Source organism: Spirosoma arcticum (assembly GCF_054779955.1).
The window spans coordinates 389,218-416,135 of record NZ_BAAGXG010000005.1 but is presented as its reverse complement, the minus strand read 5'-3'; the positions used below and the strand labels follow the sequence as shown (position 1 = coordinate 416,135).

Here is a 26,918-nt window from a genome sequence, read left to right as displayed (position 1 = left end):
TGTTGAAAAGCAGGTCGACTTACTCAAAATGAATACCGCTTCGTGATGCGCTCACCCGGCAGCAACCAAACGCCCCGAGCTGACTGTGAATAGAACGACGTGCCAAATGGTACTTCCTGACGCCGACTAAGGCCGTTTTTCAGCCTGACATCAACCGCCATCGTGCGGGCGTCGACCGGAACGAACGTTTGCGGTTGTCGCACGGCAAACACCCGCAGTGGCCCCCGATTTTCCGATGCTGCCAGCCGACAGCGTCCCTGCGCGTCGGGCCAATTGACCAGGGCTTTTGCATTACCCGGCACGTAGAAGCCACTTTTCTGCATGGTTATTGGGATAAAGCCACCCTTGCCGTCGCCTTTAAGCACCAATCCACTAAAGGCATCCATCCGCCCGGCTACTAAATCGCTGCCGTAATCATTGCCAACCAGCACCGCGTCCATATTTCCGTCGCCATCAAGGTCCTGCGCCAGCGTACCAAACACGGGTGCCACCTGAGCCGCCACCGGCAGCGGGCGAACGTCGAACCGGCCGTCCCCTTTGTTCTCGACGTAGCTGCTCATGCAGTAGGTTGCCGATAGTTTCAGCGCCTGATTTCGTTCTTCTTCGGTTAGTATTTCGCTCATGGTAACCTGCCCGAACGCCCCGTATTTCACGTACCGTTTTTTGATGCCGATCATCTGCCGAACCATGTCATCCCAACCGAAGTACGGGTACTCATCATACTGACCTTTCGGATTCTTGAAATACACCGACGTGAAGGCATCGTAGAATCCATTGTTATCGAAGTCGCCCGCGTACATCCGCACGGGGCGTTCGGGGCTGGCCCGCAGAAGCGTGTTCTGGCCGAGGTTGCCCGCTATGTAATCCACATCGCCATCGTTGTCGAAGTCACCGGGTGTCAACGAGTTCCAGAAGCCGCTCTTGTCGGATAAGCCGCTGTTGTCGAGTGGGCTGAGCCGACCTTCATCGTTACGAAGCATCGTTAGCGGTGCCCATTCGCTGGCCAGCATCAGGTCGGCATCACCGTCGTTGTCGAAGTCCGTCCAGAGCGCGTCGCAGGTCAAGCCCCCTTTAGCAAGAGCAGGCGCGAGTTGGGCCGTTACGTCGGTGAAGCGCGGCTGTTTACCACGTGCGGCATCGTTGCGCAGTAGGTAACTCGCTACCGGCGTGGGGTATTTGTTTGGTTCCACACGCCCGCCGACGAACAGGTCGAGGTCGCCGTCGCGGTCGAAGTCAGCGGCTTTCACGCACGAGCCGCTAACCTGAATGTTGGGCAGGGCATCCGGGACCAGTGTAAAATTTCCGCTGCCATCGTTCAAATAGAGTCGGTGTTTCAGCGCGTCGGTCATCTGATTCGGCATGAATTCAGTGCTGCCGCTGGCTGCGTACAGGTCGAGATCACCATCAGCATCAGCATCGAAAAGCAGCAAACCAGCGTCTTCCGACAGTTTAGTGGGTAACGGTTTCAGGATAAATCGGCCCGTAGGCTGTTGCAGCAGTACCTCCGTCGCGTAGTTTGAGCTGCCCCCCGCAACGAGATCGACCAGTCCGTCGCCGTTAACGTCGCCAGCGGCCAGTGCCGGACCGTATTCAGTGAATTTGTGGAGCAGCGTTTTCTGCTGGTTGAAGTCAATGAAGTCTACTTCTTTGTGTTGGTACGTTAATCCAAGCGAGTCGGTTACGTCTTCCAACAGCCGTTGCGAAGTCACTGCCGATGCCGGTGCGGTTAGCCGGGCGTTGGCAGCGTTCACCGTAATTGTCTGGTTGGCGTTGACGCTGGGAAGGATTTGCACCCGCCCGCCCGGCCAGGTTACTTTCAGGTTTTTAATGGTCGTCACCTCGCCCAGACCCAAATGGGCCACCGGCTCAACGCTGGACAGAAACCCTCGATACGGTGTATGTTCGTATAATTCTTTCCGGCCACCGGGCAACTCATATTCGACCATTGCACCCAAACCCATCGGGTTAGCCCCATCGCCCGCGAACCGAATGCGGAGGTAGTGCGCCTTCTCCGGTTTCTTTTCGGAGAGGTTGTTTCGGTAGACGAAGGCTTCGTCGTCGATGTTGTTAACGACGTAATCCAAATCGCCGTCACCGTCGAAATCAGCGTAGGCCGCACCATTCGAGAAACTCGGTTCGGTCATGCCCCAGCGGTCGGTTACGTTTTCAAAGCTTGCATCTCCCTTATTTCGAAAGGCATAGTTACTGACCTTCACCTGCGGCATTTTAGTGGTCAGTTCCATCCGCATGGCGTTCGTCAGCAGGTTGTTGACGCCACTGTAGTAGTTGGTGAAATCGCGGTCGGTCACGTCGCGCGGAAACCCATTAGTAACCAGTAGGTCGCGGTGCCCATCGTGGTCGAAGTCGGCCAGCAACGGCGACCAGCTCCACTCGGTTTCGGCCACACCCGCCAGCATACTCGTTTCACTAAACACCGGCATGTTTGCCGTCGCCGTGTCATTCTGCCGTGCTCCGGACGGTCCGGTGCGCCGGGGCGATACCCCGGACGGCCGTACCCCGGATGGCCGTACCCCCTGATTCATTTGCAGCGTGTTGCGGGCGTACTGGTGTGCGTAGCCCAGCCGATCCCACTCCTGATAGACAAAGTAATTACTGCCACCCATCAGGCTCTTTTTGCGCAGGTTGTCTTCGGGCAGCATGTCCATGGCTACAATATCGGCCAGTCCATCGTGGTTGATGTCGGCCACGTCGTTGCCCATTGCTGAAGAACTGGTGTGCCTGAACGCTTCCCGGTTGCGGTTAGTGAATGTCCCGTTCTTGTTGTTGATATAAAATAGGTCATTCGTCGCAAAATCGTTGGTGACGTAGATGTCCTTCCAGCCATCGCGGTTGATGTCACATATGTTCAGGCCCAGTCCGAAGCCTTCGTGCAGAATACCCGCCTGTTTCGATACGTCGGTAAAATAAGCATGACCGAGTTTGGCGTCGAAATCATTGCGGTAGAGCCGGTCAACGTTGGGCGACGTGCCATCCGATTTCTGCGTGCGTAAATTAGCTGTCGTTTTCTCGTCAAAGATCTGGTCGACCAGCACATACAGGTCTAAGTCGCCGTCGTTATCGTAATCGAAAAATGCCGAATGCGTCGTGTAGGTCGTATCGGCGATGCCGTAGTCGGTGGCCATCTCCCGGAAACGGGGTGCTCCGTCGGTGTCGTTGCCCTGATTGACGTAAAGCAGATTGGCACGCCGGGCGGCCGTTTTATGGAGCGTGTTCGAGATATACACGTCTAACTTACCATCGGCGTTGATGTCCACAATCGACACACCCGAACACCACCGCCCGCCCCCGCCAACGCCCGCCGACTGCGTAACATCGCGAAATTTCATGTCGCCGTTATTAATGTATAGCTTATTGGAAACCTGATTTCCCGCGAAGAATACGTCGGGTTTCATATCGCCATTGAAGTCGCCCACACCGACGCCCCCGCCATTGTAGATGTACTGGTAATTGAGAATGTTGAGCGTGTCGCTGTCGGTGATGGTATTGGCAAACGTAATACCCGTGTCGGACGAGTCGAGCCGCTCAAACAGGGGTTTCTCTTTACAGCCGGTAAGCAGACATACTATTGCGACTGGTAAAAGCGAGCCGCCAAGTCGACGAATGATCATGAATAGAGGCAAATGGGCCACTGTGGTAGCATTAGCAGATTATCTTGCAATTTACCCATAAAAAATACCCCGGCGAAACACCGGAATGCATTTAAGAAATTTATTGGTGACTAACGGGCTTCTCCGTTCGTCTCCGAAATCGGGTCAGCGCCAACTGGACCGTGTCGCGTTCTACAAACAGCACAACCGCTGTAAACAGCCCGAACATAGCCAGATGAACGGGCACCGCCACCCACAGATTGGGGATGGATAATTGTTGGGATGCCCAAATCAGCAGCCCGGCACCGGCAACGTAGCCCACCGCCGACCCCACGTCATACGGTACAGGATAATACTTCTCACCCAATGCGTAACACAGGCCCATCATCACGAAACTCGACGCCAAGAACGCCACGGCGCAGCCCATGTAGCCAATCCGGGGAATTAGAATAATGTTGCCCGCTACAGTGACCACAGCCCCCACCATCGTAATCAGCGTCCCGAAACTGGTTTTGTCGCTGAGTTTAAACCAAAAGGCAATATTGTAATACACACCCAAAAACAGATTGGCCAGCAGCAGCAGGGGAACCACACTTAAGCCACTACGATACCCTTCTGACACCAGCAGACCGATAATATCTAAATTCAGACTTACACCTACCCAGATGAAGACGCAAACAATCAGAAACCATTTCGTGACGCGGGCCAGCAAATCAGGCGCGTTTTTGTCTTCGGCTTGTGCGAAAAAGAACGGGTCGGCCGCGAACTTGAACGACTGAATTGCCAGCGCCATAAACACCGATAGTTTCAGGCAATTGCCGTAAATACCTAGGGCGTCTTTACTTGTCAGACCAGAGTAAAATCCGTCTGGCAACCAATATTGCAGAAATAGCCGGTCGGTCATCGCGTTGACCAAACCCGCTAAACTGGTTAGCATAATGGGGAAAGCATAAGTCAGCATCACCCGCACGTCGGCCGGTTTAAGCTGGAAGCGAAACCCCGCAAAGGCATCACGCAGGAGCACAAAATACGTTGCATTGCCCAGCAGGTTGGCCAGAATAATGTAGCCGGGGCCAATGCTGGGATAATAGATCAGGTCGATAACCGGCTTCAGCGAAAGCAGGTATTTGCCGTAATAAATATCGCGGCAGAGAATCAGGAAAAATACGTTCAGCGCGACGACGAGGACAATATTGGTGATTTTGGCCTGCACAAATCGTCGCGCTTTGTTCTCGACCCGCAGCCGCGCAAACGGAATAGCCATGATGGCGTCAATAGCAACCAGCAACGCCACCCAGATCACAAATTTCTCCTGACCCGGATAGTTCATCCATACCACAAGCTGGGGCGTCAGCAGGATGATTAGCGTTGTGAACAGCAGGCTGACGACGATGACAATGCTCAGGGTTTCGTTGAATACTTTCGGCCGGTCGGCTGGTTTTCGGGCGGCAAACCGGAAAAAAGCCGTCTCCAGCCCGAGCGTGTAGATGGCCAGCAGAATAGCTACCCAACTGTAGAGTTCGACGTTGGACGCCAACTCACTCGGCTGGATGAATACGTACGTTTGCAGCGGAACCAGCACAAAATTGAGCATCCGCCCCAAAATTGTACTGATTCCATACAGGGCGGTATCACTCGCTAACTTCTTAAACGTACTCATCAGCAGGCCGTCGGTGCGGCAGGAATGTTCGGGACGCGTGGTTCAGGACGATGCGTCCCGAACGGCAAAGTTAAGACCTTTGGCTATCTTTGACCTTCAAATGAACAATGAGAAATGTACCGTGCGGGCTGGTACGCCGGAACGGACCCCGAATGAATAATGCTGGGGCAAGCATTATTCATTGTATCTACGCCATTACTCATCCTCCATTATCCATTCTGCATTACCTATGAAAATCTCCTCAGCCCTGATCTCCGTTTTTTATAAAGACGGTCTCGAACCGATTGTCCGGCTTCTGCACGAGCAAGACGTAAAACTTTACTCAACGGGCGGTACGCAAACGTTTATTGAGCAACTGGGGGTTCCCGTAACGGCCGTTGAAAATCTCACCGGTTACCCGTCCATATTCGGCGGGCGGGTTAAAACGCTGCATCCGGCCGTGATGGGCGGGATTCTGTACCGGCGCGACGTTCCCGAAGACCTCGCCCAGGCCGACCGGCACGCCATTCCGCCGATTGACTTAGTGATCGTCGATTTGTACCCCTTTGAAGAAACGGTTATGGCGGGCGCGTCGGATGAGGACGTGATCGAAAAGATTGACATTGGGGGTATTTCGCTGATTCGGGCGGCTGCCAAAAATTACAACGACGTCCTGATTGTGTCATCGCGCAGTCAGTATGCCGACGTGCTGACGCTGCTCACCGAAACTAACGGCGCGACCGATCTGGCCGACCGCCGACAGTATGCCAAAGAAGCGTTCGCCGTTACATCGCGCTACGACACCGCTATTCAGGCGTATTTTGCGAATTCCAGTGGTCAGCAGTCTGCCGGTGCCGTTTCGCCGGAGGGGGAAGCAAGTCGGCGACAACTATCGACTAATGAAGGAATCTACGATTTCAGGAAGCTGTCGGCCAGCCACCTGCGTTACGGTGAAAATCCGCACCAGCAGGCTACGTTCTATGGCGATCTGGAAGCGATGTTTGAGAAACTGCATGGCAAAGAACTGTCCTACAATAACTTAGTCGACGTGGATGCCTGCGTGGGGCTGATCGATGAATTTTCGCCGGTCGATAGTGATTCTGATGCATCGGCCGCTGGAACGTCGGCTGCTTTCGCCATTATCAAGCACACCAACGCCTGCGGCATTGCTACCGCTCCAACCGCCAAAGAAGCGTACCTAAATGCGCTGGCCTGCGACCCGGTATCGGCGTTCGGTGGAGTGCTCATCACAAACGTACCGGTCGACCGCGAGACGGCCGAAGAGCTGAATAAACTATTCATGGAGATCCTGATTGCACCCGACTACGCGCCGGAGGCTCTCGATCTGCTGCGCTCGAAAAAGAACCGGATTCTTCTGAAACGCAGGCCCGTTGCGCTGCCGACGGTCATGTTCAAAACTATCCTGAACGGAGTGCTGGAGCAGGATAAGGACAGCCAGACCGAAACGTCCCACCAGTTCAAAACCGTTACGCAGAAGGCCCCAACTGAACCGGAAGTACGAGCGCTGGAGTTTGCGCTGAAGGTGTGTAAGCACACAAAATCCAACACCATTGTGCTGGCTAAAGAGAACGGAGCCGCCCACCAGCAACTTTTAGCCAGTGGAGTTGGGCAAACCTCCCGGGTGGATGCGCTGCGGCAGGCAATTGACAAAGCCCGTGCGTTCGGGTTCGACCTGACCGGGTCGGTGATGGCGTCGGATGCGTTTTTTCCATTCCCGGACTGTGTCGAGATTGCGGCCCAGGCAGGCATTACGGCGGTGGTGCAGCCCGGCGGCTCCGTTCGCGATGGAGATTCCATCGACTGCTGCAATAAATACGGGTTAGCAATGGTCACGACGGGCGTTCGCCATTTCAAACACTGATGCGGTTACTCTACACCATCTGGTGCGCGGTCTGTCTGATTGGCCTATACCTGATCCTGTTTCCGGTTCAGTTCGTGTTTCTACAGCGCGACACCTGGAAACCGCTGGCTCACCGCATCAATGCGATCTGGGGTCGTCTATTCGTCGCGCTGGCAGGCATACCCATTCGGGTGGAGTACCGGTTTCGACCCAACCCAAAGCAGACGTACGTTTTCTGCGCCAACCATTTCTCGTACATCGACATTGCCGTAATGGGTATCGTGGTGAAAAACTATTACGCGTTTGTTGGAAAGAGCGATGTGAAAACGATTCCGCTGTTGGGTTATATGTTCGCCAAATTACACGTGCAGGTCGACCGGAAGCAACCTAACAGCCGGGCTTACTCATTGGCGAAGTCGATCCGAACGTTGCAGGCCGGACGCAGCATCATGATTTTCCCGGAAGGGGGCATCGTTGCCAAAGACATACCGATAATGGCCCCGTTTAGAGATGGCGCGTTTACGATGGCCATTCAGCAGCAGGTGCCGATTGTGCCGATAACGCTGCTGACGAATCACCGCATCCTGCCCGATGATGGCCGCATCCGAATGCATCGTTACCCAATGCGGGCGGTGGTTCACGAACCCATCGAAACCACGGGTATGACGCAGAATGACGTGGAGCAGCTGAAACAGGAGACGTACCAGATTATTGACACCAGATTAATGAGCGAAAGAGTGAATTAGCGACTCGGTGCGCCAGCTCATTCACTCATTCACTCACTCATTCGCCATGAAAGTAGATCACGAAGCCTTACAAAAAATAGCGCATCTCGCCCGACTGGAAATCAGCCCGGAAGAAGAGACCGACCTGCTCAACAGCCTGAATGGCGTGCTGACGTGGATGGAGCAACTCAATGAAGTTGATACGACCGGCGTTGCCCCGCTGACGCACTTATCGGACGAGACGAACGTGTTACGCGACGACGTGGCAAGCAACCACCTCCCCCGTGAGCGGGCATTGGCCAGCGCCCCTCAGCACGACGGCCAGTTTTTTGAAGTTCCGAAGGTGCTGGAGTAAGGTATCCTGGACTTCAGCCCGTACCTATAATAGATTGGCTAATGGGGGAGCTTTACGGACTAAAGTCCGTGATACCTTATCGTACCCGGCTACTCAGCAACGCCCGGATAGGCGCGGCCACCCGTTCTGGATGGAAGAACAAGCTGAAATGGTCACCCGGCACTTCCACAAACGATTCATCAGGCACGCCCACGATGTTATCGGGACGGGCGTGGATGCGCAAATTGGGTTGAGCTGTCAATGGCGGCACCTTCGCGAACAGCGTTTGCAACTGTTGCCAGACGTACCGACGCGGCATCTGCACCGACCCGTCGATCAGACGGTTGTACAACTCGCGCGACCCGGCAAACGGGTATTTCTTCTTGAGGTAGTTGTTCAAAGTCCGGCTTTGGGTAATACCCGAGTTGACCAGAAGTCTTAAAATGGTGAGATTATCGGTGGGAAACAGGATTTTCTTTTGGTTGGTGAACGACGCCAACAGAATGGCCGCTGCCCCGCTCACCTGCTTGATGTTGATGGCCGTCCAGCCCCCCATTGAGTGCCCAATCACGACATCGTCAAGCGTAATGGCATAGTGGTCAGTTAGATACTGCGCCAGCAGCCGGACGTTAACCAGGTCGACCGGTTGCCAGCGAATAAACTCATCGGCAAGATTGATGCGGACGTACTCGGCTGGGGGGAGTAAGGGAACGAGTTTATCGAAAATCGTCGGGTCTTCAACGTAGCCGTGGATAAGGAAGATGCGGTTGGGCATAAGGAGTATAAGGGAAGAAGCAAAGCTGTCCTGTCGTGATTATATTTATGTCGTGACGAAATGGCCACTGCACGGCCTGCTACGTTCACTAGTTTTTAACAAGTCAGAAACGGCTTTTATCTCCGTGGTTTTATCAGCTATCTGACTATAAGCCAGACACAGGTCAATCTAACGTAGCAGCCCGTCCGGTATTTCCCGCGATGGGCTTATTTTTGCACGTTAAACGGGTTCGGCCCGCTCCCTACGAATGATTTCAAAGACATACGCCCCCCAGGAAATAGAAGCAAAGTGGTATCAGTACTGGCTTGATAACCAACTATTCAAATCGGTTCCTGATAATCGTGAACCGTATACCATCGTCATTCCGCCCCCAAACGTGACGGGGGTGCTGCACATGGGCCACATGCTCAACAACACCATTCAGGATGTGCTGATCCGTAAGGCCCGCATGGAGGGCAAGAACGCCTGCTGGGTACCCGGAACCGACCACGCCAGCATTGCTACGGAAGCTAAGGTAGTAGCGATGTTGAAAGAGCGCGGCATCAGCAAGAAAGACCTGACTCGTGAGGAATTCCTGGCTTACGCCTGGGAGTGGCGGGCGAAGTACGGCGGCATCATTCTCCAGCAACTCCGTAAACTTGGCGCTTCCTGCGATTGGGACCGGACGCGATTCACGATGGAACCAGTTCTGTACGATGCGGTGATCGACACGTTCGTGGACCTGTATGAGAAAGGTAAAATCTATCGGGGCGTTCGTATGGTCAATTGGGACCCGCAGGGCAAAACGGCCGTGTCCGACGAGGAGGTTATTACGAAAGAGGTTCAGCAAAAGTTAGTGTATATCAAGTACGCAATTGCTGGCCAAACCAACGAATTCATTACCATTGCCACCGTTCGGCCGGAGACGATTATGGCCGATGCCGCCATTGCGGTCAACCCGAACGATGAGCGGTATACCCATTTGCACGGTCGGAAAGCTATTATCCCGCTCATCGACCGCGAAATTCCGATTATCACGGATGAGTACGTCACAATGGATTTTGGAACGGGCTGTCTGAAAGTGACGCCCGCCCACGACCCGAACGACTATGCGCTGGGCATCAAACACAACCTGCCCGTGCTGGACATTCTTGCCGACGATGGTACGCTGAACGAAAAGGCCCGGATTCTGGTCGGTCAGGATCGGTTTGCCGCCCGGAAAGCGATTATCAAACTGCTCGAAGATGCCAGCAGCTTAGAAAAATCTGAAGAGTATAAATCGAACGTCGGATTCTCGGAGCGGACCAACGCCGTGATTGAGCCGAAGCTATCGCTGCAGTGGTTCCTGAAGATGGACGAACTGGCGAAACCCGCGCTTGAGAACGTCATGAACGATGGGATTCAGTTGTATCCGCCCAAGTTCAAAAACATGTACCGGGTCTGGATGGAGAACGTCCACGACTGGTGCATTAGCCGCCAATTGTGGTGGGGACAGCGGATTCCGGCGTTTTACATGCAGGACGGAACAATCATCGTGGCCCGCACGAAGCACGAAGCCCTGGAGAAAGTGCAGCACGAGAAACTGCTCTTCGCCATGACCGAGGCCGACCTGACGCAGGACGAAGACGTGCTGGACACGTGGTTTTCGTCGTGGCTCTGGCCAATGTCGGTATTTCTGCCATCCGGCAATGCCGATGATCCCAAAGCCGGACCAAACGATCTTGATTACTATTATCCAACTAACGACCTGGTTACAGCCCCCGAAATCCTGTTCTTCTGGGTCGCCCGGATGATTATTGCGGGTTACGAATACAAAGGCGAAGCACCGTTTAAAAACGTGTACCTGACGGGGATTGTCCGCGACAAGCAGGGGCGCAAAATGTCGAAGTCGCTGGGCAACTCACCCGATCCGCTCGACCTCATCGACCAATACGGGGCCGACGGTGTTCGCACGGGTATGCTGTTCAGTTCACCCGCCGGCAACGATTTGCCGTTCGATGAGAAATTAGTGGAGCAGGGGCGCAACTTCAGCAACAAAATCTGGAATGCGTTCCGGTTGGTGAAGGGGTGGAATGTAGAGACGCAACACCTTGGGTCTGCTCCACATCCGGCGTCTCTACCCATCCGGTGGTTCGAGGCAAAGCTGAATGCAACGCTTACGCAGGTTGAAGATGACTTCAGTAAATTCCGGATCTCCGATGCGCTGCAAGCGGTTTATAAGCTGATCTGGGATGATTTTTGTTCACAGTACCTCGAACTCATTAAACCACCTTTCGACCCGGCCACCGGAACGGCGCAGCCCATTGACCAGGAAACATACGACGCGACAATAACTTTTTTCGAGCGACTGATGTGTCTGGCGCATCCGTTCATGCCGTTTATTACGGAGGAAGTTTGGCAGGACATTCGTGAGCGTAAACCCGGCGACAGCATTTGCGTAGCACCATTCCCGCAGCCCGGCGCGATTGACGCGCAGATGTTGACCAGTTTCGAGACATTATTTGAAGTCATCACCAACGTGCGCAACATTCGCAACGCCAAACAAATCTCACCGAAAACAGAGTTGCCACTGGCCATTAAAACTACCGCACCTGAACGGTTTCGGCCGCTTGAATCGCTGATTCGGAAGATGGCGAATGCATCAGAGATTAGCTATGTCAACGAGAAGGCTAAAGGATTATCATTCCTGATTAAAGGCGATGAATTCTTTGTCGACATTGCCGGGGAGATCGACGTAGCTCAGGAGATGGAAAGCACCCGCAAAGAGTTGGATTACCAAATTGGTTTTCGGGATTCAACGCTCAAAAAGCTCTCGAACGAGCGGTTCGTTACCAATGCTAATCCTGACGTGGTTGAGCGTGAACGCCATAAACTTGCCGACGCCGAGGCCAAGATTCAGGCATTGCAACAGCGTTTGCAAAATTTAACCGTGTAAGCGTCAGGTCGTAGAAGCTTGGTAACAGCTACGCGTCCCAGCTAAAGGTTACGAGCTTCTAGAGACTGTTGGTTGGTTTACCTTTCCTAAATTTAATAAATAGTTATCCTGTAATACTACAAGAAAGTAGCAGAATAATAGTACTTTTGCAGATAAACCTACGCTCAATTCATCAATGAATAAGTGCATATTTCTCGACCGTGATGGTGTACTGAACGAAGACCGGACTGACTATGTCTACCGGGTCGAGGATTTCATCATTCCTGATGGTGTTCCCGAAGCACTTCGGACGTTGAAAGAAGCGGGTTATCTGCTCATTGTCATCACCAACCAGGCGGGTATTGCCAAAGGCCTCTATACCCGCAACGATGTGATGGCGTGCTACCATTATTTGCAGGAACAGTGTGGTCACGTCATTGATGCTATCTACTACAGCCCGCATCACCCCAGCTACACAACCGAGTCGCTTACTCGGAAACCCGGCTCGCTGCTGCTCGAAAAGGCAATGGCGAAGTACAACATTCTACCCAATGAATCGTGGATGATTGGCGACGCCCCCCGCGACATGCAGGCAGGCAAGCGTGTTGGGGTTAGAACCGTGCGCATCGCTCATGAAGAAATTCACCCTACTGTTGATTGCGACGGCTGCGCTCCGAATTTGCTGGAAGCGTCACGGTTCGTATTAGAGCAGGCGTAAACAGTCATCCCGAACGGCTTCAGTGCCGATTTACTGACTACGATTGGCCATTGCCAACGCGTTCATGATGATTTAGCTTTGACTCACAATTTGGGATGACTCACGTGTTTTGAAACAGTTTTGCTTTAAACTACTCCACTTCGCTCCCGGGCCTGAACAGAGTCGTAATGTTTGGCTAAGCAGTGATACAATACCAGTTCATAAGCCCGCTGCTTGGAAGGAAACAGCCGATTAACAATCATGTGAATCAGGCTGCTGATAATACTGAATAACTGTCCGGAGTCAGCAATGGCGGCTGATAAATTTTGGAGTAAGTTCGCTTGAGTAGACTCCCATTCGTCAAGGCCAGCGGCCGCCGGAAAATTATCCGCGAAGGCCTGGCACATTAACGGTCGATACGTCCGGTATTTTTCGTTAAGTTGATGACGTAGGGCCGAGTTACCGCCAAACTCCCGAAAAAAGTTTTCTTTCATCAAGTCCAGGAGCATTCGGCAGGCAGCCGTCGACAGTCCCGTTCCCATCAGTAGCCGGTCAATTTTGCGGATGGCGAAGGCAAAACGCAGGTTCTCGTCGAATTCGTCGCCCGTCCGAGTCATAAACGCCAGCGTGGACAGACTGTCGCAGTGAAACAGCGTCTCGCACAGGCCAATGTGTTCCATCCCGTACCGCTCAAATTCGCGCTGGTATGTATCCACCTGCACCCGATGTACTACCCCGGCTTCGACCGATTCGTGCAGCGCCTTTTCCACGGCCCGCACCACGTGGTGATAAAACTCCAGATGCGGGTTGCCCCGAAAGCGGAGCCGTAAATGTGGATCTGTGTCTTTGTAACGGACAAAAAAGAACGCCTGAATCATCTGCGTTTTCAGCAACTGCTGCACCACCGGGTAAATAGTTTGCAGTAGCAGGGCGTCGGACGTTTTTTCGCCGGTATATACCTTCAGGTAGAACCACTCGCTGCCGACCGAAAATTTGCGCTGGGGGAGCTGCGTGTTCGTCTGGCTCAAACCCGGCAGAGGGTGGGCTTGGGCGTTATTGAACGGAATAATGAGTTCGTGAGTGAAGTGGTCGCGCTTGTTAGCCAGCGGGCACTGGTCGGGCGGGGACAGAAACTCGATCAATCGAATAGTATCAGTCTGCCCAGGTAAGCCAGCCAACCGGCGAATCTCGGACGAGAGTAACGCCAGCGATTCGGGAACGTGCATGGCAATGAACAGTTCATTATCGCCCTGCGCCAGCATGAACTGATCGGGTAAACCCGCTGCCGTCAGTTGCGCCACTAACCGCAGTGGATTGTCGGGCGTGAGGCTGCGGGCTTGCAGTTGCCACGTAGCGCGGCTAACGATTACCTTGTGATAGCGAACGCGGGGCAGATACGCCTGCGTCCGCAGAACGCCCCAGTTCCAAATCACGTTGAGGTGAACGTCCTGCGCCTGAAGATCACACAGAAACCGATAGATGGGTAGCCCCTGCGCAAAATTGTGGGCGTTTGTCAGACGCGGAATTACCCGCTGGTTCAATCGCTTCGAACGTAACACGACCTGATTATTACGAACCGATACCATCAGATCGGACAACGCAATCTGAAAATCTGGCTTAACTGACGCCTGACCCATGTACGGAATTTCGTAGGGGTGGATGGTTGGGCGAGTTAGGATGTTGCCAACGCGGTTTTCGGGCAGGTGAACGATTTCAGCAATGATTACGTCGGGGTGATGCACTTCTTCGGCGGCAGCGCAGGTGCGGATTCGCTCGGCCAGCGCCGGATCCCCTTCACCAAACCGACTCATCAGGTTTACCGCCGATGGCCCTTTGCAGGCTAACAGATTGAATTGAAAATCACCTTCATCCAGGGTCTTTTCCGAGCGGGCCAGCAGCGACCCAAACGCGTAGAAACTGTCGGGAATTAACGCCGATAGGGGTTGCTTGCTGCCAATGTAGACCAGATCGCCGTCGGTCAGTACAATTTCGCCCTGCGCATTAGCAACCCGGCTTGTGCGCAGGGCGTCGGCGTATTTGTCCATCACAAACGTTTGCCACCAGTCCCAGGTGGTAGTTGGTGCCGTGGCCGTGGTTGCGAATGACAGATCGTCGATCAGGGGGGCGTAGCCAACGCCGAGTGTCGAACCGGAGCCGTATCCAACGCCAAATTCCCCATCGAGAGCCAGCGCCAGCGGAATTTCTTCATCTTCGTACCGATTGTGAAACCGCCGTCTAAACTCGTCCAGATCAGGACAAACGTTTGGCTGGTTGAGCACCATCAGTTTTTCCAGGTCGCGCTGTAGGTGCTGCATGGCGCGTTCGCTCAATTGCAGGGATGGATTATCAAAAAACGTATCGACCTGCACAATATCGGCTGCGGGTGGGCTGATGGCGCGGTCCAGAAACCACTGCCGGGTTTGGTCGTAAGCGCCTAATCGGTCGGGTTGGCACAGGTGCGCCTGCAACTGGCGCAGCTCGTTGGCAACGTGGCCTGTATTGGTCAGTGATGCAATGCGCTCCGTCAGCCGGTTTAGGTAGTGCAATCCGGTGACGGTCGGCTCAATCTCGAACAGGAGCAGTTGTCCTTCAATGAGTTGTTCGATAAACTCAACGGCTTCGTCCGGTTCCGCCCGCAGTTCGGTGAGCAAAGCTGCCAGTTCACCAATGGTCGCGCCATTGCGGGCTGCGCTGAGAACAACCGTCAGGTACTGATCGCCCTCCACGGCGCTGATGAAGTAGTGGCGTTTTTCGCGGTCGCGCTGCTGCTCCACGTAGCGCAGCGACGAACCTACCGTGTAAAGCGATGAGTTTGGAAAAAGCTTGAGTTGCTTCCGAACATCAGGCTGGTCAGTGAGCCACCGGCAAATGGCCAGCAGGCAGTCCATATCGACCCGCGTGTGGGTGCGCAGGGTGTCAACAGTGCCACCCCGGAGCCGGGTATACTCGCCAAACGTGCCCATTGTGCAGCCCGCAAACAGACCGTAGGGCGTGGCCCGGCTACACATTCGGATCAAATATTTATGAAGCGTTACGAGCAGTTTTTCCCGATCAGGCAGCGTCTCGCCCGACAGCCACCGCCGGAAGCGTTCGTAGAGCGTGGGCGAAGCGGCAAAAATGGCCTCCTGTGCCAGTGGGTCCTGATAATGGTGTCGTAAAAGTTCTTCGAGAGATTGGGTGGAAAGTTGGTCGTAAAATTTAAGTAGCTTGTTAACCGGATACGTTGGTTGACGTATAACGAAAAAGTCTTTTAGTTGGATCATAAAAGGAGCACGTTCGCAGTTGAGGGACAACTAAATTACGGCTCACCTACTATGCTACCAAAGAAATCGTTGCTTTTTCGACCAATTTGCAAAATAAGTTATTGTTATCTTTTGGTTAGAAGAAACAGTATGTAACTATATTCTTTGTATACCTTGTCAGCCGTATCGTGCTACGTACTGGTCCATGCTATCCGCGAACCGCTCAAATGAGTAGGGTTCGGTCAGGAAATCGAACGGGTGCAGGTTCAAGTGATTGAATAGATGCTGCGGATATGGCGAGGTGACAATGACAGCCGGGTGATTCCGCAGGGCATCCAAAAACGGACCGGGCACTTGTTCGCTGGGGTCCGCAAGCCGGAGAAATACCAGTGCACAATCGTCTGACTGTACGCAGGTAAGCATGTCCTCCGTAAACGCCCCGATCTGACCAAACTGGAGCCAGCCGGTGCGCTGGAGGTAATGGGCAAGTTGGCTTCGACTCGCCCTTGAGTAATTCAGGGTGAGGTAGGTTCGCAACGTTATCGACCGCCAATTGTAAGGTACTCACAAATAATATATGACTTGCCAGGTTTGGCGTTCGACATAGCTGTTGAAGTCAGACAAACAATCCGTTGTTTTTTCAACATTAGACGGGGGGCGGTAGCAATCGTTTGATTTTTCATGATTTTAGTAGAAGTTGGTTAGCATTATGATTGAAGAGTTCAGTTCGTGTCTTCCGACGATTCAAAAGTAGTGGATTGACACAGGTCAACTCAATTACTTTCGACAAATGGAGGAGTATAATTCGACCAACAGGCAAATTCCTTCGACCAGTGCGTTCAAACTCTTACGCTTGTCATGGTACTTACTGTCTCTAACCGCATGGTCAGTACAATTAGATACGTGTCTAAATTGGGCGTTACTACCAACTCATAACGGCCTTTATAAAGAGCGTCTAATCGCCGACGAACATTGACTAAGCCAATACCACCTGACTCTCTGTCTGAATGTACCAACGGTTCAGATTCAGCAGGCGGAGCTTCCCGTCGGTGGGGTACGCTGTTTTGGACACGAAACACCAGTTTACCGTCTGTTAAGTTGGCACTTACCTGCACGTAGGATGGTTCAGTAGCCCTTTTGACTCCGTGTTTAAAGGCGTTTTCTACGAAGGCAATCAACAGCAGGGGTGCAATCTGATACGCCGACGGGTTGCCACTCTGTTCATAGTCAATGACGACGTATTGATCCGACAGGCGGTTACGCTCTAAATCAAGGTAATTTTGAATGTAGCTCAGTTCTTTGTCAAGAGTAATCTTGGCTACATCCGTCTCGTACAGATTGTACCTCATCAGTTCAGACAGGCGCAGTATCAAGTCAGCCGCCTGCTCATCAGAGTCGAAGACGCGGGCATAAACGCTGTTTAGCGTGTTGAATAGAAAGTGCGGATTTACCTGAGCCTTTAAAAAGCTTAGTTCCAGCGCAAATTTATCTTTCTCAGCAGTAACCAATCGTTTTTGATAATCTATGATATCTCTAAAGCCTTTGGTCACTAACATGAATATTGGCAGAAAACAATTGTAAGATAAATTCCAAAGAAACACCCGTAAACTGGTGAAGCATCCTAACCAACCGGCTTCCTGAACCATTCTAAAGATTTTCCTTACGTATGTGAACTTTCCATCTGGACGAACTTTATTACTTATTGAATCTAAATAATAAAATAGCAAATAATTGATCTGATAAATCACAAAAAAGACGGTCGCCAGAATTAGAATTAACTTAGCGTAGTCTCGTTTATAGAAAAATTTAGGAAATACGTAATGGCCTATGCTATAATATAAGACCATTGCTTGAAAGAGAGCTGCGAATGAAGCCACGCTACCTACCCGTTCATTATCTTCAAATATTCTTGGGTATGTATCTTTTATCAGCAAGAAATAAACGGCAAGCCACATCGCTACATGCCCCCCCACGCGGAAAGCCCGGCGATGGCGTTCGTAGAAAGCTAATAAAGTGGGACGAGAAAGAGCCTGAGCTTCCATAGTGAAATGACCGAGTTACTCTGTTTCCGTGCCTAACGAGCCTACGTGTCTGTCGCATTACCAGCAAACGCATCTATCGACAGACATTCATCATTGGTCGAAGAAGCGGTTGCATTAGTCGAAAATAATTCTTTTCTGCTTACGGGTCATATTGTTTTGTGACAGTCAAACAAGGCCAAAACCTCAAATGAACTGCTGTTATGAACCCAATTGCCACTAAACTCCGCAAACTTCGGGAAATTCACGGTTACCCGCAGGAGTACGTCGCCTTCCAGTTAGGCGTTAGCCAGGCCGCCTATAGCAAAAAAGAAACCGGCCGCACCGAACTGTCACTGACCGTTCTACAGCAGGTCTCCTCACTTTACAAGATTAGCCTGATGGATCTAATTAACCTCAACATGCAGGACCTGCTTATTATGGCCGTTCGCCAGCAGTAACCTTCACATCATGTTCTTCTTCAACTCGTTCATCACTGTTTCACGGTAGGTAACGCCAATGGTCACTTTCCTGCCGTCGAGGGTGGTAATCTGGTTGCCATCGATTTCTTTGATAGACTGCCGCCGGACGATGAACGAGCGGTTCACGCGCAGAAACTGCGAAGGCGGCAGCATTTCCTCCAACTTACTCATGGTCATGTGGGTCACTACGGTGCGCGTGGTGAGGTGCATTTTCAGGTAATCTTTCATCCCCTCAGCAAAGACAATATCTTCGGGAGCCACCCGCACCAGCTTCTTGTCCTCCTTGATCAGAAAATACGGTATGCGTTCGCGGGGGTCGACTGGCTCCCGCGATTGATTGCGGGCGGGCGGACGCGTGGGTGTCGGCGCGGTAGGGTCCACCATAAAGCCAAGCCTCTTCGTCACGCGATTGATTGCGTCCAAAAACTTGTCGAAACCGGCCGGTTTGAGCAGGTAATGCGTCACGGACTCAAACTGATACGTGTCGGCCGCGAACTGGGGTGACGCCGTCACCATGATTACCATCGGGTGCGGCATTGGCAGCGACTTCAGAAATTCGACACCAGTCATGTACGGCATTTCCACGTCCAGAAACAGAATGTCGGGTTTAAGCTCCTGAACGTGCTCCAGCCCCTCAAACGGATCGAGCGTCTTCCCTACTAAATTTAAATAAGGAACGCGCTCAATGTACTTCGACATAATGTGGTGCGCGGGCGGTTCGTCGTCCACCAGATAGCAAGTGAGTCTTTCATCCATGATATTGCAATATATTCATTAACCGCTTGTTGTAGTATATTGATTGAAGAAGCGGTTACGTTTGCCGAATTGCTTATATCCGCTTGAGTCTCATTAGTCTATACCACACAATCATTGGTCGGGGGAAGCGGAGCATCGGCCGAATAACCTATGTCCTACGAATTTCATTTGTCTATAGTAGACAATCATTGGTCGAAGAAAACCGGGCATTAGTCGAAGCAAATTGCTGGGTGTAGTCCACTCCCGTTGCTTCGTACCTATTAGTCAACCTCTCATCCCTGGACCCGATGAAACTACTAATTGAGAACGGACCAAGACCTACAGCAATGAATGGTCCGCCGGTGCGGTTAAGGCCCAGAACGGCGTGTCATTAGCCATCGACCGGGGCTGTCCGGGCTGCGCGGCCCCAACGGGGCGAGCAAATCGAGTCTGATGGGCATCGGCATGCTGTTGGAGTCGCTGGCCGAACACCGGGCCCTGATGATGAAACCATAGTAGATACCGCCATTCCTGCGCCACGAACTCGACTATTACCTCAGCGGTCGGCGGGAGAGAGCAAGAAGGAGCAGCCTCTGTCAATGAAGCGACCGTGAAGTCGTTGGGCAAGCAGTTCGTGGTGACACTCGGTATATTGGCCGAAATCGACACGCTGAATCTGCTCATCGACCGCCACCCGAAAGATAATGTGAAGACGGTAGAATAAGTTTGTAATTAGCTAACGCGAAAACATCATCCGCGTCAGCTAACCACAAACCACAAACTGTTAACTACTCCAGCCCAAACGCCGACAATTTCACGAACTCACTTACGCGGGCCTGAATCTTGTCCTTCGTCAGGTTCATGATTCGCTCGGCCCCGAACTTTTCGACGCAAAACGAGGCCATTGCCGAACCGTAAATGATGGCCCGCTTCATGTTCTCGAACGAAATGTCGTCGGTTTTGGCTAAATGACCAATGAAACCACCGGCGAAAGTGTCGCCTGCGCCGGTTGGGTCGAAGACTTCGGCCAATGGCAGGGCGGGGGCAAAGAAAATTTGACCGTCGTGAAACAGCAGCGCCCCATGTTCGCCTTTTTTGATGATGACCGTTTGCGGTCCCATCTCCCGGATTTTAGCTGCGGCCGTCACTAATGCGTATTGGCCGGTCAGTTGGCGGGCTTCCTCGTCATTCACCACCAGCACGTCGACCATCGGAATCAGCGTCATCAAGTCGGGTCGGGCGATTTCGATCCACAGGTTCATCGTGTCCAGCACAATCAGTTTGGGACGGTTACGCAGCCGACCAATTACCGTTTGCTGAATGGCCGGGGCCGTGTTGCCCAGCATCAGGTACTGGCAGTCCTGGTACGAGTCGGGAATGACAGGGTCGAAGTTCTCCATCACGTTCAGTTGCACCTCCACCGTATCGCGGGTGTTCATGTCGTTGTGGTACTTCCCCGACCAGAAGAACGTCCGTTCGCCTTTCCTCACTTCCAGCCCTTCGGTGTTGACGCCGTGCCGGTTGAGGTCGTCAATCATCGACTGCGGAAAATCGTCACCCACCACGGCCACGAGGTTATTTTCGTCGGTGAAATACGACGCCGAGAGGGTGATGTACGTGGCGGCACCGCCGATGATTTTGTCGGTCTTGCCGAATGGGGTTTCCAGCGCATCGAACGCTACGGAACCAATGGTTAGTAAGCTCATTGTACTTGGTTTATGAGTTTGTAGTTTGTTCGGTTCCCCGCCGGGATTTGTAGCTAGCTGACGCATAAAAACAAACGCGTCAGCCAGCTACAAATCCCGGCGGGGAACCGAACAAACTATAAACTGATTTACTTCTTCCGCCCAATCACCGGGCAGCGTTTAAATGGTTTGGTTCGGTCGAACAGGTAGCGGTAAGTGACGTGCGTTTTAACGATGGTTGAACCCAACTGACTCACGAACCGCACCATAATCGGGTTAAAATCGCCCACCCAGTTCATCTCCAGTTCGGTGTATTGAAAGGCCGGATTATAGGCGGCTTCGTGGGGCATTCGAAGCGCAATGGCCGCTTCGAGGCCTTTACCCTGATGGTCCGGGGCCACGCCGAATACCACGCCGAACGCCTTGCGGTTGGTTCTACGGATCATGTGCCATAGAAATTTCACCTTACCGATCAGATCCAGCTTGCCATTTACATATTTGAAGACCTGGTTCAGTTCGGGCAGGCACACGAAAAACGCGACGGGTTCCTCGCCGTAATACGCAAAATAAATAATCTTCTCGTCAAGCACTGGCTTCAGTTTTTGCATCAGCCCCTGCGCCTGCCCGGCCGACATTTCCTTCACGCCACTGTGCCCGGCCCAAGCCGCGTTGTAAATATGGCGGAACTGCTCGGCGGCTGCGGGCAGTTGCCGCTTGTCGATGGTTCGGAAGCTGTAATCAGAATTTTCGTAGATGCGCTGGGCGCGGTCTTTCACGGCCTGCGACATGCTCGTCAGCCGGGACCAGGTTGTTGGAATGCCGAATGTGAACTGCTTAAAATAATCCTGAAAGCCGTAGGTCTCGAAAAACGGAACGTAGTATGGCTTTGTGTAGGGCATACAGTAGTTTGGCTCCCGGTCGAAACCATCCACCAACAAACCCCACCAGCGGTCGCGGTCGCCGAAATTGACGGGGCCGTCCATCGCTTCCATACCCCGGCTTTGGAGCCATGCTTTGGCCGCGTCACACAGCATAAACGCAGCCGTTTGATCGTCGATGCACTCGAAAAAGCCCAAGCCACCCGTCGGTTGATCGTTGTCAAGATTGGCAATTTCGCGGTCTATGAAAGCCGCCACGCGCCCGATGGTTTCGTCGGCATCGCTCAGTAGCAGATACCGGATGCATTCGCCGTTCTCGAATCGCTTGTTGCGGGACGGATCGAACACTTCAGCTACGTCCGTATCCAACGGCCGTATCCAGCACGGATCGTTTCGATAGAGCCGCACGGGAAACTGGATAAACTCACTCTGGTATCTGGCGTTTTGGCCAACCTCAACTACCTGCATTCGGGTTTCGCGTAAATTGGGTGCGAATATAGCCAAAACGGGCGGGGTCATTTTAGCTTTGGCAAAGGCTGTGCGCTTGAGTTTAGACTTTGCCGAAGTGCGTGTCCACCATTTTCCGTCGTACAATCCGTAACTTGCAGCCACTTTATAGGGTCATTTTTATCATGCTGACCGCCCGCAATGACACAACCACTTAAGTTATATAATACGCTTTCCCGCAAAAAAGAACTATTTGAACCAATCAGCCCGCCCTACGTTGGCATGTACGTTTGCGGTCCAACGGTTTACAACTATGTTCACCTCGGTAACGTCCGCACGTTTCTGACGTTCGACACCCTTTACCGGTATCTAACATTTATCGGCTATAAAGTCCGCTACGTCCGCAACCTTACCGATGTAGGACACCTGGTTGGGGACGGGGATGAAGGCGAGGACAAAATCGGGCGCATGGCCAAGTTGGAGAAGGTTGAACCGATGGAGATTGTACAGCGGTTTACCAACGACTTCCATACCGTGATGGCGCAGTTCAATGCCATTCCACCGAGCATCGAACCCACCGCCACGGGGCACATGATTGAGCAGATCGAGGCCGTTCTAACACTGTTAACTAAAGGGCTGGCTTATGAAGCTAATGGTTCCGTTTATTTCGATATAGAAACTTACAATAAACAAGGAGGCAACTATGGTAAACTATCGGGGCGCATTCTGGACGATCTGCTCAATGAAACCCGCGAGTTAGATGGGCAGTCAGAAAAGCGCAGTCCGCTCGATTTTGCGCTCTGGAAACGGGCCGCCCCTGAGCACCTCATGCGCTGGAACTCTCCGTGGGGTGCGGGCTTCCCCGGCTGGCATCTGGAGTGCACCTGCATGAGTACAAAATACCTGGGCACTCAGTTCGACATTCACGGGGGCGGTATGGACCTGAAGTTTCCTCACCATGAATGCGAAATTGCGCAGGGTGACGCCCTGACCGGCCACGATCCCGTTCGGTACTGGATGCACTCTAACATGCTGACTGTCAATGGACAGAAGATGTCAAAGTCGCTGGGTAATTCATTTCTGCCGTCGGAGTTGTTCGCGGGCGGTCACTATTTGCTCGAACAGGCCTATAGCCCCATGACGGTTCGTTTCTTCATGCTCCAATCGCATTACCGGAGTACGCTCGACTTCTCTAACGATGCATTGAAAGCGGCTCAGAAAGGCTACCGGCGTTTAGCCAATGGGCTTCGGGTTATCAAGATAATGACGTACCAGGAAGAAGCGGACATAGTGCCGGACGAAACAAAACAGGAAGATATTCGAAAAGCCGTCCAGCAGTTTTACGACGCTCTGAACGACGATCTTAATACGGCCGTTGGGATCGCGCAGTTGTTTACACTGTTAAAGTATGTTAACATGTTGTATTTGAACCAGCTTCAGGGGACTGTGCTGGGTGAGGATGTGTTTACCCTCCTGAAGACCTCATTCGTCACATTTATGCAGGACGTACTGGGTTTGGCCGAAGAAGGCACCGACAACCAGCCCGTGCTGGAGGGTCTGTTAACGCTGTATCGGGAGTACAAAGAGCAGCGGCAATACGACAAGGTTGACCAGATTCGTTCGTATTTTAAAGCGCAGGGGCTGGCCATTAAAGATATGAAGCACCAGATCGACTGGGCATACGAAGAATAACCAAACTATGAGCAGACCCACCTTATTCTTACTCGCCCTTGCTCTAACTGCTAGTGCCTGTAAAGAGAAGTCAAGCCAAACCGGTGCGACTCAAACCGCCGAACCGGCAATGGTGTCAGCACCCGCGTTTAACGCCGACTCGGCTTATGCCTATATCGACCAGCAGGTGAAGTTTGGGCCGCGCGTACCGAACACGCCCGCCCACGTAGAAACGGGCAGTTACCTGGTGGCTAAACTGAAGCAGTTCGGTTGCGAGGTGACAGAACAGGCGTTTGTGGCCACTACCTGGGATGGCAAAAAGATTAACGCCCGAAATATCATCGGTACAATTAACCCGCAGGCTAAGAAGCGCATTTTTATTTCTTCCCATTGGGATTCGAGGCCCATCGCTGACAACGACAGCGTAGCGGCTAATAAAACCAAGCCCATTCCAGCCGCTAACGACGGAGCCAGTGGTGTTGGCGTGATGCTTGAGTTGGCCCGTGCCATTCAACAGGCCAAGACAAAGCCGAACGTTGGCGTTGATTTCATCTGTTTTGACGTCGAGGACTTAGGAGATGGTGAGAAAGCAAGTAAAGACTTTGAAAAGGAAAGTGGCGATATTGATTACCTTGGCTATGGACTTGGCTCACGTTACTGGGCCAAAAATCTTCACAAACCCGGCTACTCCGCTTATTACGGTATTTTACTGGATATGGTTGGTGCCAAAGGCGCTACGTTTCCCAAAGAAAGCTATTCCGTGCAGATGGCCCCCAGTGTTGTTAATAACGTCTGGCAAACGGCCAGTCGATTGGGGTACAGTCAGTATTTTGTCGACGCACCAGGCGGACAGATTACGGACGATCACGTTGCACCAAACACCATTGCCAAGATTCCAACGATTGATATTATTCAGTTAAATACGCAAACCGGTGGCTTCTTCCCGGCCCATCACACCTTAGCCGACGATATGAGCAACATTGACCGGGGTACGCTGAAAGCTGTCGGCCAAACGCTATTACAGGTGCTCTATAATGAACAATGAAAGAATGCGTGACCCTGAATTGACGAGCGGCCTTGAACGAACGGTAATATACGTTTCATTGCTGACTCTACTTATTGCGCTATCCGTCAGTTGCGGCCCGGCACCCGATACGTTCGGGAAACTCGATCTGAAAAAATGGCGGGGCGACCGGGGCGGCTGCAACGGCGTTCGGTCTACGCTCGTGCCTGCTTTCAGAGCCGAGATTCAAAATTTAAAAGGAAATTCAGCCAACACCATCGGCGAGTTGCTCGGCCGACCGGACATTAATCAAATCGCCGACCGCAACCAGAAATACTACATCTATTTTTTGGAGAAGGGTACTCATTGCGACCGACCCAGCGAAAAGTCGAACAGCCCGTCGGTTGCTATTCGCATGAGTGCTATCGGATTAGCTACTGAAGTCACATTTCAGAACGGGCTGCCGTAGCGTAGATGGTACCCATCGGCTTCAGCCCGTGACTACACCAAAACCCTGTGTACTACTGCTGATTATGGTCACGGGCTGAAGCCCATGAGTACATTACACGTAGAATTTCTTCCGCTCAATCATCTCTTCCACCACGTCTGGGACCATGTAGCGGATAGAGCGGTTCGCCCGGATGCAGTCACGAATAAACGTAGCCGAAATGTCCAGCAACGGGGCTTCGACCAAGCGAACGTTTGGGTGTGATTTAAAGGGACTTTCTGTGGCCGGTTCGGCCTTCCGGTGTGGGCGTGGGTAAACGTTCAGGCCGTAGTATTCTAAGATCTTCCCGTGATTTTTCCAATTGGCAAACTGCGCCAGATTGTCTTCGCCCATGATAAGCCGGAACGTGTGCTGTGGGTATTTTTCACCTAATCGAGTCAGCGTGTCAATCGTGTAGCTGGGTTTGGGCATCGAGAACTCGATGTTGGTTGCTTTCAGGCGGCTGTTATCGGCAATAGCCCGCTCCACCATATCGAACCGGTCGAATTCGTGCAGCAGGCTCTTTGTCTTCTTGAATGGATTCTGGGGCGATACCACAAACCAAACCTGTTCTAAGTCAGTCATTGTTGCCATTGTGTTGGCAATTATCAGATGACCGACATGAATGGGATTGAACGAACCAAAGAAGAGACCGATGCGCAAAATGAGTTTGTAGTTTGTAGTTCATGGCTCGTAGTTGAAATAACTACGAGCCATGAACCTGTTTTAAATCACTGTCCTCTTCACCGGCACGATCCCCTTTACAAAATCATCGACTAATTGCTGGGCTTTTTGCAGCGATGTTTCCAGGTCGTCATTGACCAGCACTACATCAAATTTGTTCTGGAAGCTCATTTCAAAGTGCACCTTAAAAAGCCTTTTGGATAAACTTTCTTCGGTTTCAGAGCCGCGTCCAATCAGGCGCTGACGGAGTGTTTCCTCATCCGGCACTTTCACAAAAACGCCCAACGCTTTATCACCGTAGTACTCTTTCAGCTTCAGGCCGCCCTGCACGTCTACATCGAACAATACATGTTTCCCGCTATCCCAAAGGCGCTGAATCTCGGATTTGAGGGTACCGTAGAATGCACCAACGTACACTTCTTCCCATTCTACAAATTCGTCGTTGTCAATTTTCTGCTTAAATTCTTCAGGGGTCAGGAAGTAATAATCTTTACCATTTTGTTCACTACGGCCCCGGCGGTCGCGGGTGCAGGCCGAAATAGAAAAGCCGAGATTTGAGTTCTTGGCCAGTAAATGCTTTACGATGGTGGTTTTGCCAGAGCCAGAAGGAGCCGAAAAGATGATGAGTTTACCGTCCAAGATAGCGCTTGATTTTATGATAAGGCGTTAAACTAATTGGGGTAACCAAGGGTCGGCGGATACCGGTTCCTTAGTTACCCCAATGGCAAGTACAGATGTAATCAGCTAAAACTTAGAATTTTCGATTTAATCGTTGCCACCAGTTCCTCCGGGCAACACCGTTTTTCCATTCGTTTCGTCAGTAACTCTTTAACTTCTTTTTCAAGATGATACATCCGTATGCAGGGCTGACAACTTTCGAGGTTGATCTTCAACTTAGCAAGTTGCTGTTCGGTGGCTTCCCCGTCCAGAATTAACTGAATCATCTTTAAACAGTCCGCCTGATGGTTGCAATGTTCTTTCATTGCAAGATGCGGGATGGCGGGAGATGACGATGGCAACGACGTTTGCATTGGAAAAGTTTTATTTATTCCAA

Annotated in this window: 22 protein-coding genes; 9 read left to right on the top strand and 13 right to left on the bottom strand. The window is 52.2% G+C overall.

What is annotated here, in order from left to right:
* Positions 1-23 precede the first annotated feature (23 nt).
* Together ACYVHB_RS13970 and ACYVHB_RS13965 are read right to left on the bottom strand one after the other, a co-directional pair.
* Positions 24-3,629: a VCBS repeat-containing protein gene (locus tag ACYVHB_RS13970; protein WP_461052358.1), complete on the bottom strand. Its 3,606-nt coding sequence runs from the start codon at positions 3,627-3,629 to the stop codon at positions 24-26.
* A 100-nt stretch (positions 3,630-3,729) separates the two neighbouring features.
* Positions 3,730-5,268, bottom strand: coding sequence for an oligosaccharide flippase family protein (locus tag ACYVHB_RS13965; RefSeq protein WP_461052357.1), 1,539 nt, complete (start codon positions 5,266-5,268; stop codon positions 3,730-3,732).
* A 229-nt stretch (positions 5,269-5,497) separates the two neighbouring features.
* On the opposite strand from ACYVHB_RS13965, the gene purH reads away from it, so the two are divergent.
* From purH to gatC, 3 genes are read left to right on the top strand one after another with little or no spacing between them, the layout of a single operon-like run.
* Positions 5,498-7,129 carry a bifunctional phosphoribosylaminoimidazolecarboxamide formyltransferase/IMP cyclohydrolase gene (gene purH / locus ACYVHB_RS13960; protein ID WP_461052356.1) on the top strand — a complete coding sequence of 544 codons (1,632 nt, stop codon included), beginning with the start codon at positions 5,498-5,500 and terminating at the stop codon, positions 7,127-7,129.
* A complete protein-coding gene (locus tag ACYVHB_RS13955; RefSeq protein ID WP_461052355.1) occupies positions 7,129-7,854 on the top strand; it encodes a lysophospholipid acyltransferase family protein in 726 nt (241 codons plus the stop codon). The genes purH and ACYVHB_RS13955 overlap by 1 nt, the downstream gene beginning before the upstream one ends.
* A 46-nt stretch (positions 7,855-7,900) precedes the next feature.
* On the top strand, positions 7,901-8,188 hold the full coding sequence (gene gatC, locus ACYVHB_RS13950) for an Asp-tRNA(Asn)/Glu-tRNA(Gln) amidotransferase subunit GatC (RefSeq protein WP_461052354.1): 288 nt from the start codon (positions 7,901-7,903) through the stop codon (positions 8,186-8,188).
* A gap of 76 nt (positions 8,189-8,264) precedes the next feature.
* Here gatC and ACYVHB_RS13945 read toward each other — a convergent pair whose 3' ends face one another.
* Positions 8,265-8,942, bottom strand: a complete 678-nt coding sequence (locus ACYVHB_RS13945; RefSeq protein WP_461052353.1) for an alpha/beta fold hydrolase — start codon at positions 8,940-8,942, stop codon at positions 8,265-8,267.
* A 247-nt stretch (positions 8,943-9,189) separates the two neighbouring features.
* Between ACYVHB_RS13945 and ACYVHB_RS13940 the strand changes: the two genes are divergently transcribed.
* Both ACYVHB_RS13940 and ACYVHB_RS13935 read left to right on the top strand, forming a co-directional pair.
* Entirely contained in the window at positions 9,190-11,856 is a 2,667-nt protein-coding gene (locus ACYVHB_RS13940) for a valine--tRNA ligase (protein ID WP_461052352.1), read from the top strand.
* Between the two features lie 175 nt (positions 11,857-12,031).
* On the top strand, positions 12,032-12,553 hold the full coding sequence (locus ACYVHB_RS13935) for a D-glycero-alpha-D-manno-heptose-1,7-bisphosphate 7-phosphatase (RefSeq protein ID WP_461052351.1): 522 nt from the start codon (positions 12,032-12,034) through the stop codon (positions 12,551-12,553).
* Positions 12,554-12,678: 125 nt separating this feature from the next.
* On the opposite strand, the gene ACYVHB_RS13930 is transcribed toward ACYVHB_RS13935, so the two are convergent.
* From ACYVHB_RS13930 to ACYVHB_RS13920, 3 genes are all read right to left on the bottom strand, one after another.
* Positions 12,679-15,795 (bottom strand): lantibiotic dehydratase, encoded by a 3,117-nt coding sequence (locus ACYVHB_RS13930; protein WP_461052350.1) that lies wholly within the window; start codon positions 15,793-15,795, stop codon positions 12,679-12,681.
* A gap of 156 nt (positions 15,796-15,951) precedes the next feature.
* Positions 15,952-16,311 carry a hypothetical protein gene (locus ACYVHB_RS13925; RefSeq protein ID WP_461052349.1) on the bottom strand — a complete coding sequence of 120 codons (360 nt, stop codon included), beginning with the start codon at positions 16,309-16,311 and terminating at the stop codon, positions 15,952-15,954.
* A gap of 302 nt (positions 16,312-16,613) precedes the next feature.
* Positions 16,614-17,816 (bottom strand): sensor histidine kinase, encoded by a 1,203-nt coding sequence (locus ACYVHB_RS13920; protein WP_461052348.1) that lies wholly within the window; start codon positions 17,814-17,816, stop codon positions 16,614-16,616.
* 200 nt (positions 17,817-18,016) lie between these two features.
* Here ACYVHB_RS13920 and ACYVHB_RS13915 point away from each other — a divergent pair, with 200 nt between their 5' ends.
* Positions 18,017-18,253 carry a helix-turn-helix domain-containing protein gene (locus tag ACYVHB_RS13915; RefSeq protein ID WP_461052347.1) on the top strand — a complete coding sequence of 79 codons (237 nt, stop codon included), beginning with the start codon at positions 18,017-18,019 and terminating at the stop codon, positions 18,251-18,253.
* Between the two features lie 3 nt (positions 18,254-18,256).
* Here ACYVHB_RS13915 and ACYVHB_RS13910 read toward each other — a convergent pair whose 3' ends face one another.
* The 4 genes from ACYVHB_RS13910 to ACYVHB_RS13895 all read right to left on the bottom strand — a co-directional run bounded on the left by ACYVHB_RS13910 (position 18,257) and on the right by ACYVHB_RS13895 (position 22,040).
* Positions 18,257-19,030 (bottom strand): LytR/AlgR family response regulator transcription factor, encoded by a 774-nt coding sequence (locus ACYVHB_RS13910; RefSeq protein WP_461052346.1) that lies wholly within the window; start codon positions 19,028-19,030, stop codon positions 18,257-18,259.
* A gap of 318 nt (positions 19,031-19,348) precedes the next feature.
* Positions 19,349-19,693 (bottom strand): hypothetical protein, encoded by a 345-nt coding sequence (locus ACYVHB_RS13905; RefSeq protein WP_461052345.1) that lies wholly within the window; start codon positions 19,691-19,693, stop codon positions 19,349-19,351.
* Positions 19,694-19,797: 104 nt separating this feature from the next.
* On the bottom strand, positions 19,798-20,715 hold the full coding sequence (locus ACYVHB_RS13900; RefSeq protein ID WP_461052344.1) for a PfkB family carbohydrate kinase: 918 nt from the start codon (positions 20,713-20,715) through the stop codon (positions 19,798-19,800).
* A 128-nt stretch (positions 20,716-20,843) separates the two neighbouring features.
* Positions 20,844-22,040: a hypothetical protein gene (locus ACYVHB_RS13895; protein ID WP_461052455.1), complete on the bottom strand. Its 1,197-nt coding sequence runs from the start codon at positions 22,038-22,040 to the stop codon at positions 20,844-20,846.
* Positions 22,041-22,220: 180 nt separating this feature from the next.
* On the opposite strand from ACYVHB_RS13895, the gene cysS reads away from it, so the two are divergent.
* The 3 genes from cysS (at position 22,221) to ACYVHB_RS13880 (ending at position 25,162) form a co-directional block, all read left to right on the top strand.
* The gene (gene cysS, locus ACYVHB_RS13890; protein ID WP_461052343.1) at positions 22,221-23,711 is read left to right on the top strand and encodes a cysteine--tRNA ligase; all 1,491 of its coding nucleotides are present in this window, start codon (positions 22,221-22,223) and stop codon (positions 23,709-23,711) included.
* A 7-nt stretch (positions 23,712-23,718) separates the two neighbouring features.
* A complete protein-coding gene (locus ACYVHB_RS13885; RefSeq protein ID WP_461052342.1) occupies positions 23,719-24,735 on the top strand; it encodes a M28 family peptidase in 1,017 nt (338 codons plus the stop codon).
* Between the two features lie 61 nt (positions 24,736-24,796).
* Complete coding sequence (locus ACYVHB_RS13880) at positions 24,797-25,162, top strand: hypothetical protein (RefSeq protein ID WP_461052454.1); 366 nt, start codon at positions 24,797-24,799, stop codon at positions 25,160-25,162.
* Between the two features lie 93 nt (positions 25,163-25,255).
* On the opposite strand, the gene nadD is transcribed toward ACYVHB_RS13880, so the two are convergent.
* From nadD to ACYVHB_RS13865, 3 genes are all read right to left on the bottom strand, one after another.
* Positions 25,256-25,843: a nicotinate (nicotinamide) nucleotide adenylyltransferase gene (gene nadD, locus ACYVHB_RS13875; protein WP_461052341.1), complete on the bottom strand. Its 588-nt coding sequence runs from the start codon at positions 25,841-25,843 to the stop codon at positions 25,256-25,258.
* Between the two features lie 63 nt (positions 25,844-25,906).
* The gene (gene gmk, locus ACYVHB_RS13870; RefSeq protein WP_461052340.1) at positions 25,907-26,503 is read right to left on the bottom strand and encodes a guanylate kinase; all 597 of its coding nucleotides are present in this window, start codon (positions 26,501-26,503) and stop codon (positions 25,907-25,909) included.
* Positions 26,504-26,604: 101 nt separating this feature from the next.
* Positions 26,605-26,847: a hypothetical protein gene (locus tag ACYVHB_RS13865; RefSeq protein ID WP_461052453.1), complete on the bottom strand. Its 243-nt coding sequence runs from the start codon at positions 26,845-26,847 to the stop codon at positions 26,605-26,607.
* Positions 26,848-26,918: the final 71 nt, after the last annotated feature.

What these genes read in the sequence shown, in the direction of transcription:
- ACYVHB_RS13970 (WP_461052358.1), bottom strand. Translation starts at nt 3,629, where the DNA reads ATGATCATTCGTCGACTTGGCGGCTCGCTTTTACCAGTCGCAATAGTA.
- ACYVHB_RS13965 (WP_461052357.1), bottom strand. Translation starts at nt 5,268, where the DNA reads ATGAGTACGTTTAAGAAGTTAGCGAGTGATACCGCCCTGTATGGAATC.
- purH (WP_461052356.1), top strand. Translation starts at nt 5,498, where the DNA reads ATGAAAATCTCCTCAGCCCTGATCTCCGTTTTTTATAAAGACGGTCTC.
- ACYVHB_RS13955 (WP_461052355.1), top strand. Translation starts at nt 7,129, where the DNA reads ATGCGGTTACTCTACACCATCTGGTGCGCGGTCTGTCTGATTGGCCTA.
- gatC (WP_461052354.1), top strand. Translation starts at nt 7,901, where the DNA reads ATGAAAGTAGATCACGAAGCCTTACAAAAAATAGCGCATCTCGCCCGA.
- ACYVHB_RS13945 (WP_461052353.1), bottom strand. Translation starts at nt 8,942, where the DNA reads ATGCCCAACCGCATCTTCCTTATCCACGGCTACGTTGAAGACCCGACG.
- ACYVHB_RS13940 (WP_461052352.1), top strand. Translation starts at nt 9,190, where the DNA reads ATGATTTCAAAGACATACGCCCCCCAGGAAATAGAAGCAAAGTGGTAT.
- ACYVHB_RS13935 (WP_461052351.1), top strand. Translation starts at nt 12,032, where the DNA reads ATGAATAAGTGCATATTTCTCGACCGTGATGGTGTACTGAACGAAGAC.
- ACYVHB_RS13930 (WP_461052350.1), bottom strand. Translation starts at nt 15,795, where the DNA reads ATGATCCAACTAAAAGACTTTTTCGTTATACGTCAACCAACGTATCCG.
- ACYVHB_RS13920 (WP_461052348.1), bottom strand. Translation starts at nt 17,816, where the DNA reads ATGGAAGCTCAGGCTCTTTCTCGTCCCACTTTATTAGCTTTCTACGAA.
- ACYVHB_RS13915 (WP_461052347.1), top strand. Translation starts at nt 18,017, where the DNA reads ATGAACCCAATTGCCACTAAACTCCGCAAACTTCGGGAAATTCACGGT.
- ACYVHB_RS13910 (WP_461052346.1), bottom strand. Translation starts at nt 19,030, where the DNA reads ATGGATGAAAGACTCACTTGCTATCTGGTGGACGACGAACCGCCCGCG.
- ACYVHB_RS13905 (WP_461052345.1), bottom strand. Translation starts at nt 19,693, where the DNA reads ATGAGCAGATTCAGCGTGTCGATTTCGGCCAATATACCGAGTGTCACC.
- ACYVHB_RS13900 (WP_461052344.1), bottom strand. Translation starts at nt 20,715, where the DNA reads ATGAGCTTACTAACCATTGGTTCCGTAGCGTTCGATGCGCTGGAAACC.
- ACYVHB_RS13895 (WP_461052455.1), bottom strand. Translation starts at nt 22,040, where the DNA reads ATGCAGGTAGTTGAGGTTGGCCAAAACGCCAGATACCAGAGTGAGTTT.
- cysS (WP_461052343.1), top strand. Translation starts at nt 22,221, where the DNA reads ATGACACAACCACTTAAGTTATATAATACGCTTTCCCGCAAAAAAGAA.
- ACYVHB_RS13885 (WP_461052342.1), top strand. Translation starts at nt 23,719, where the DNA reads ATGAGCAGACCCACCTTATTCTTACTCGCCCTTGCTCTAACTGCTAGT.
- ACYVHB_RS13865 (WP_461052453.1), bottom strand. Translation starts at nt 26,847, where the DNA reads ATGAAAGAACATTGCAACCATCAGGCGGACTGTTTAAAGATGATTCAG.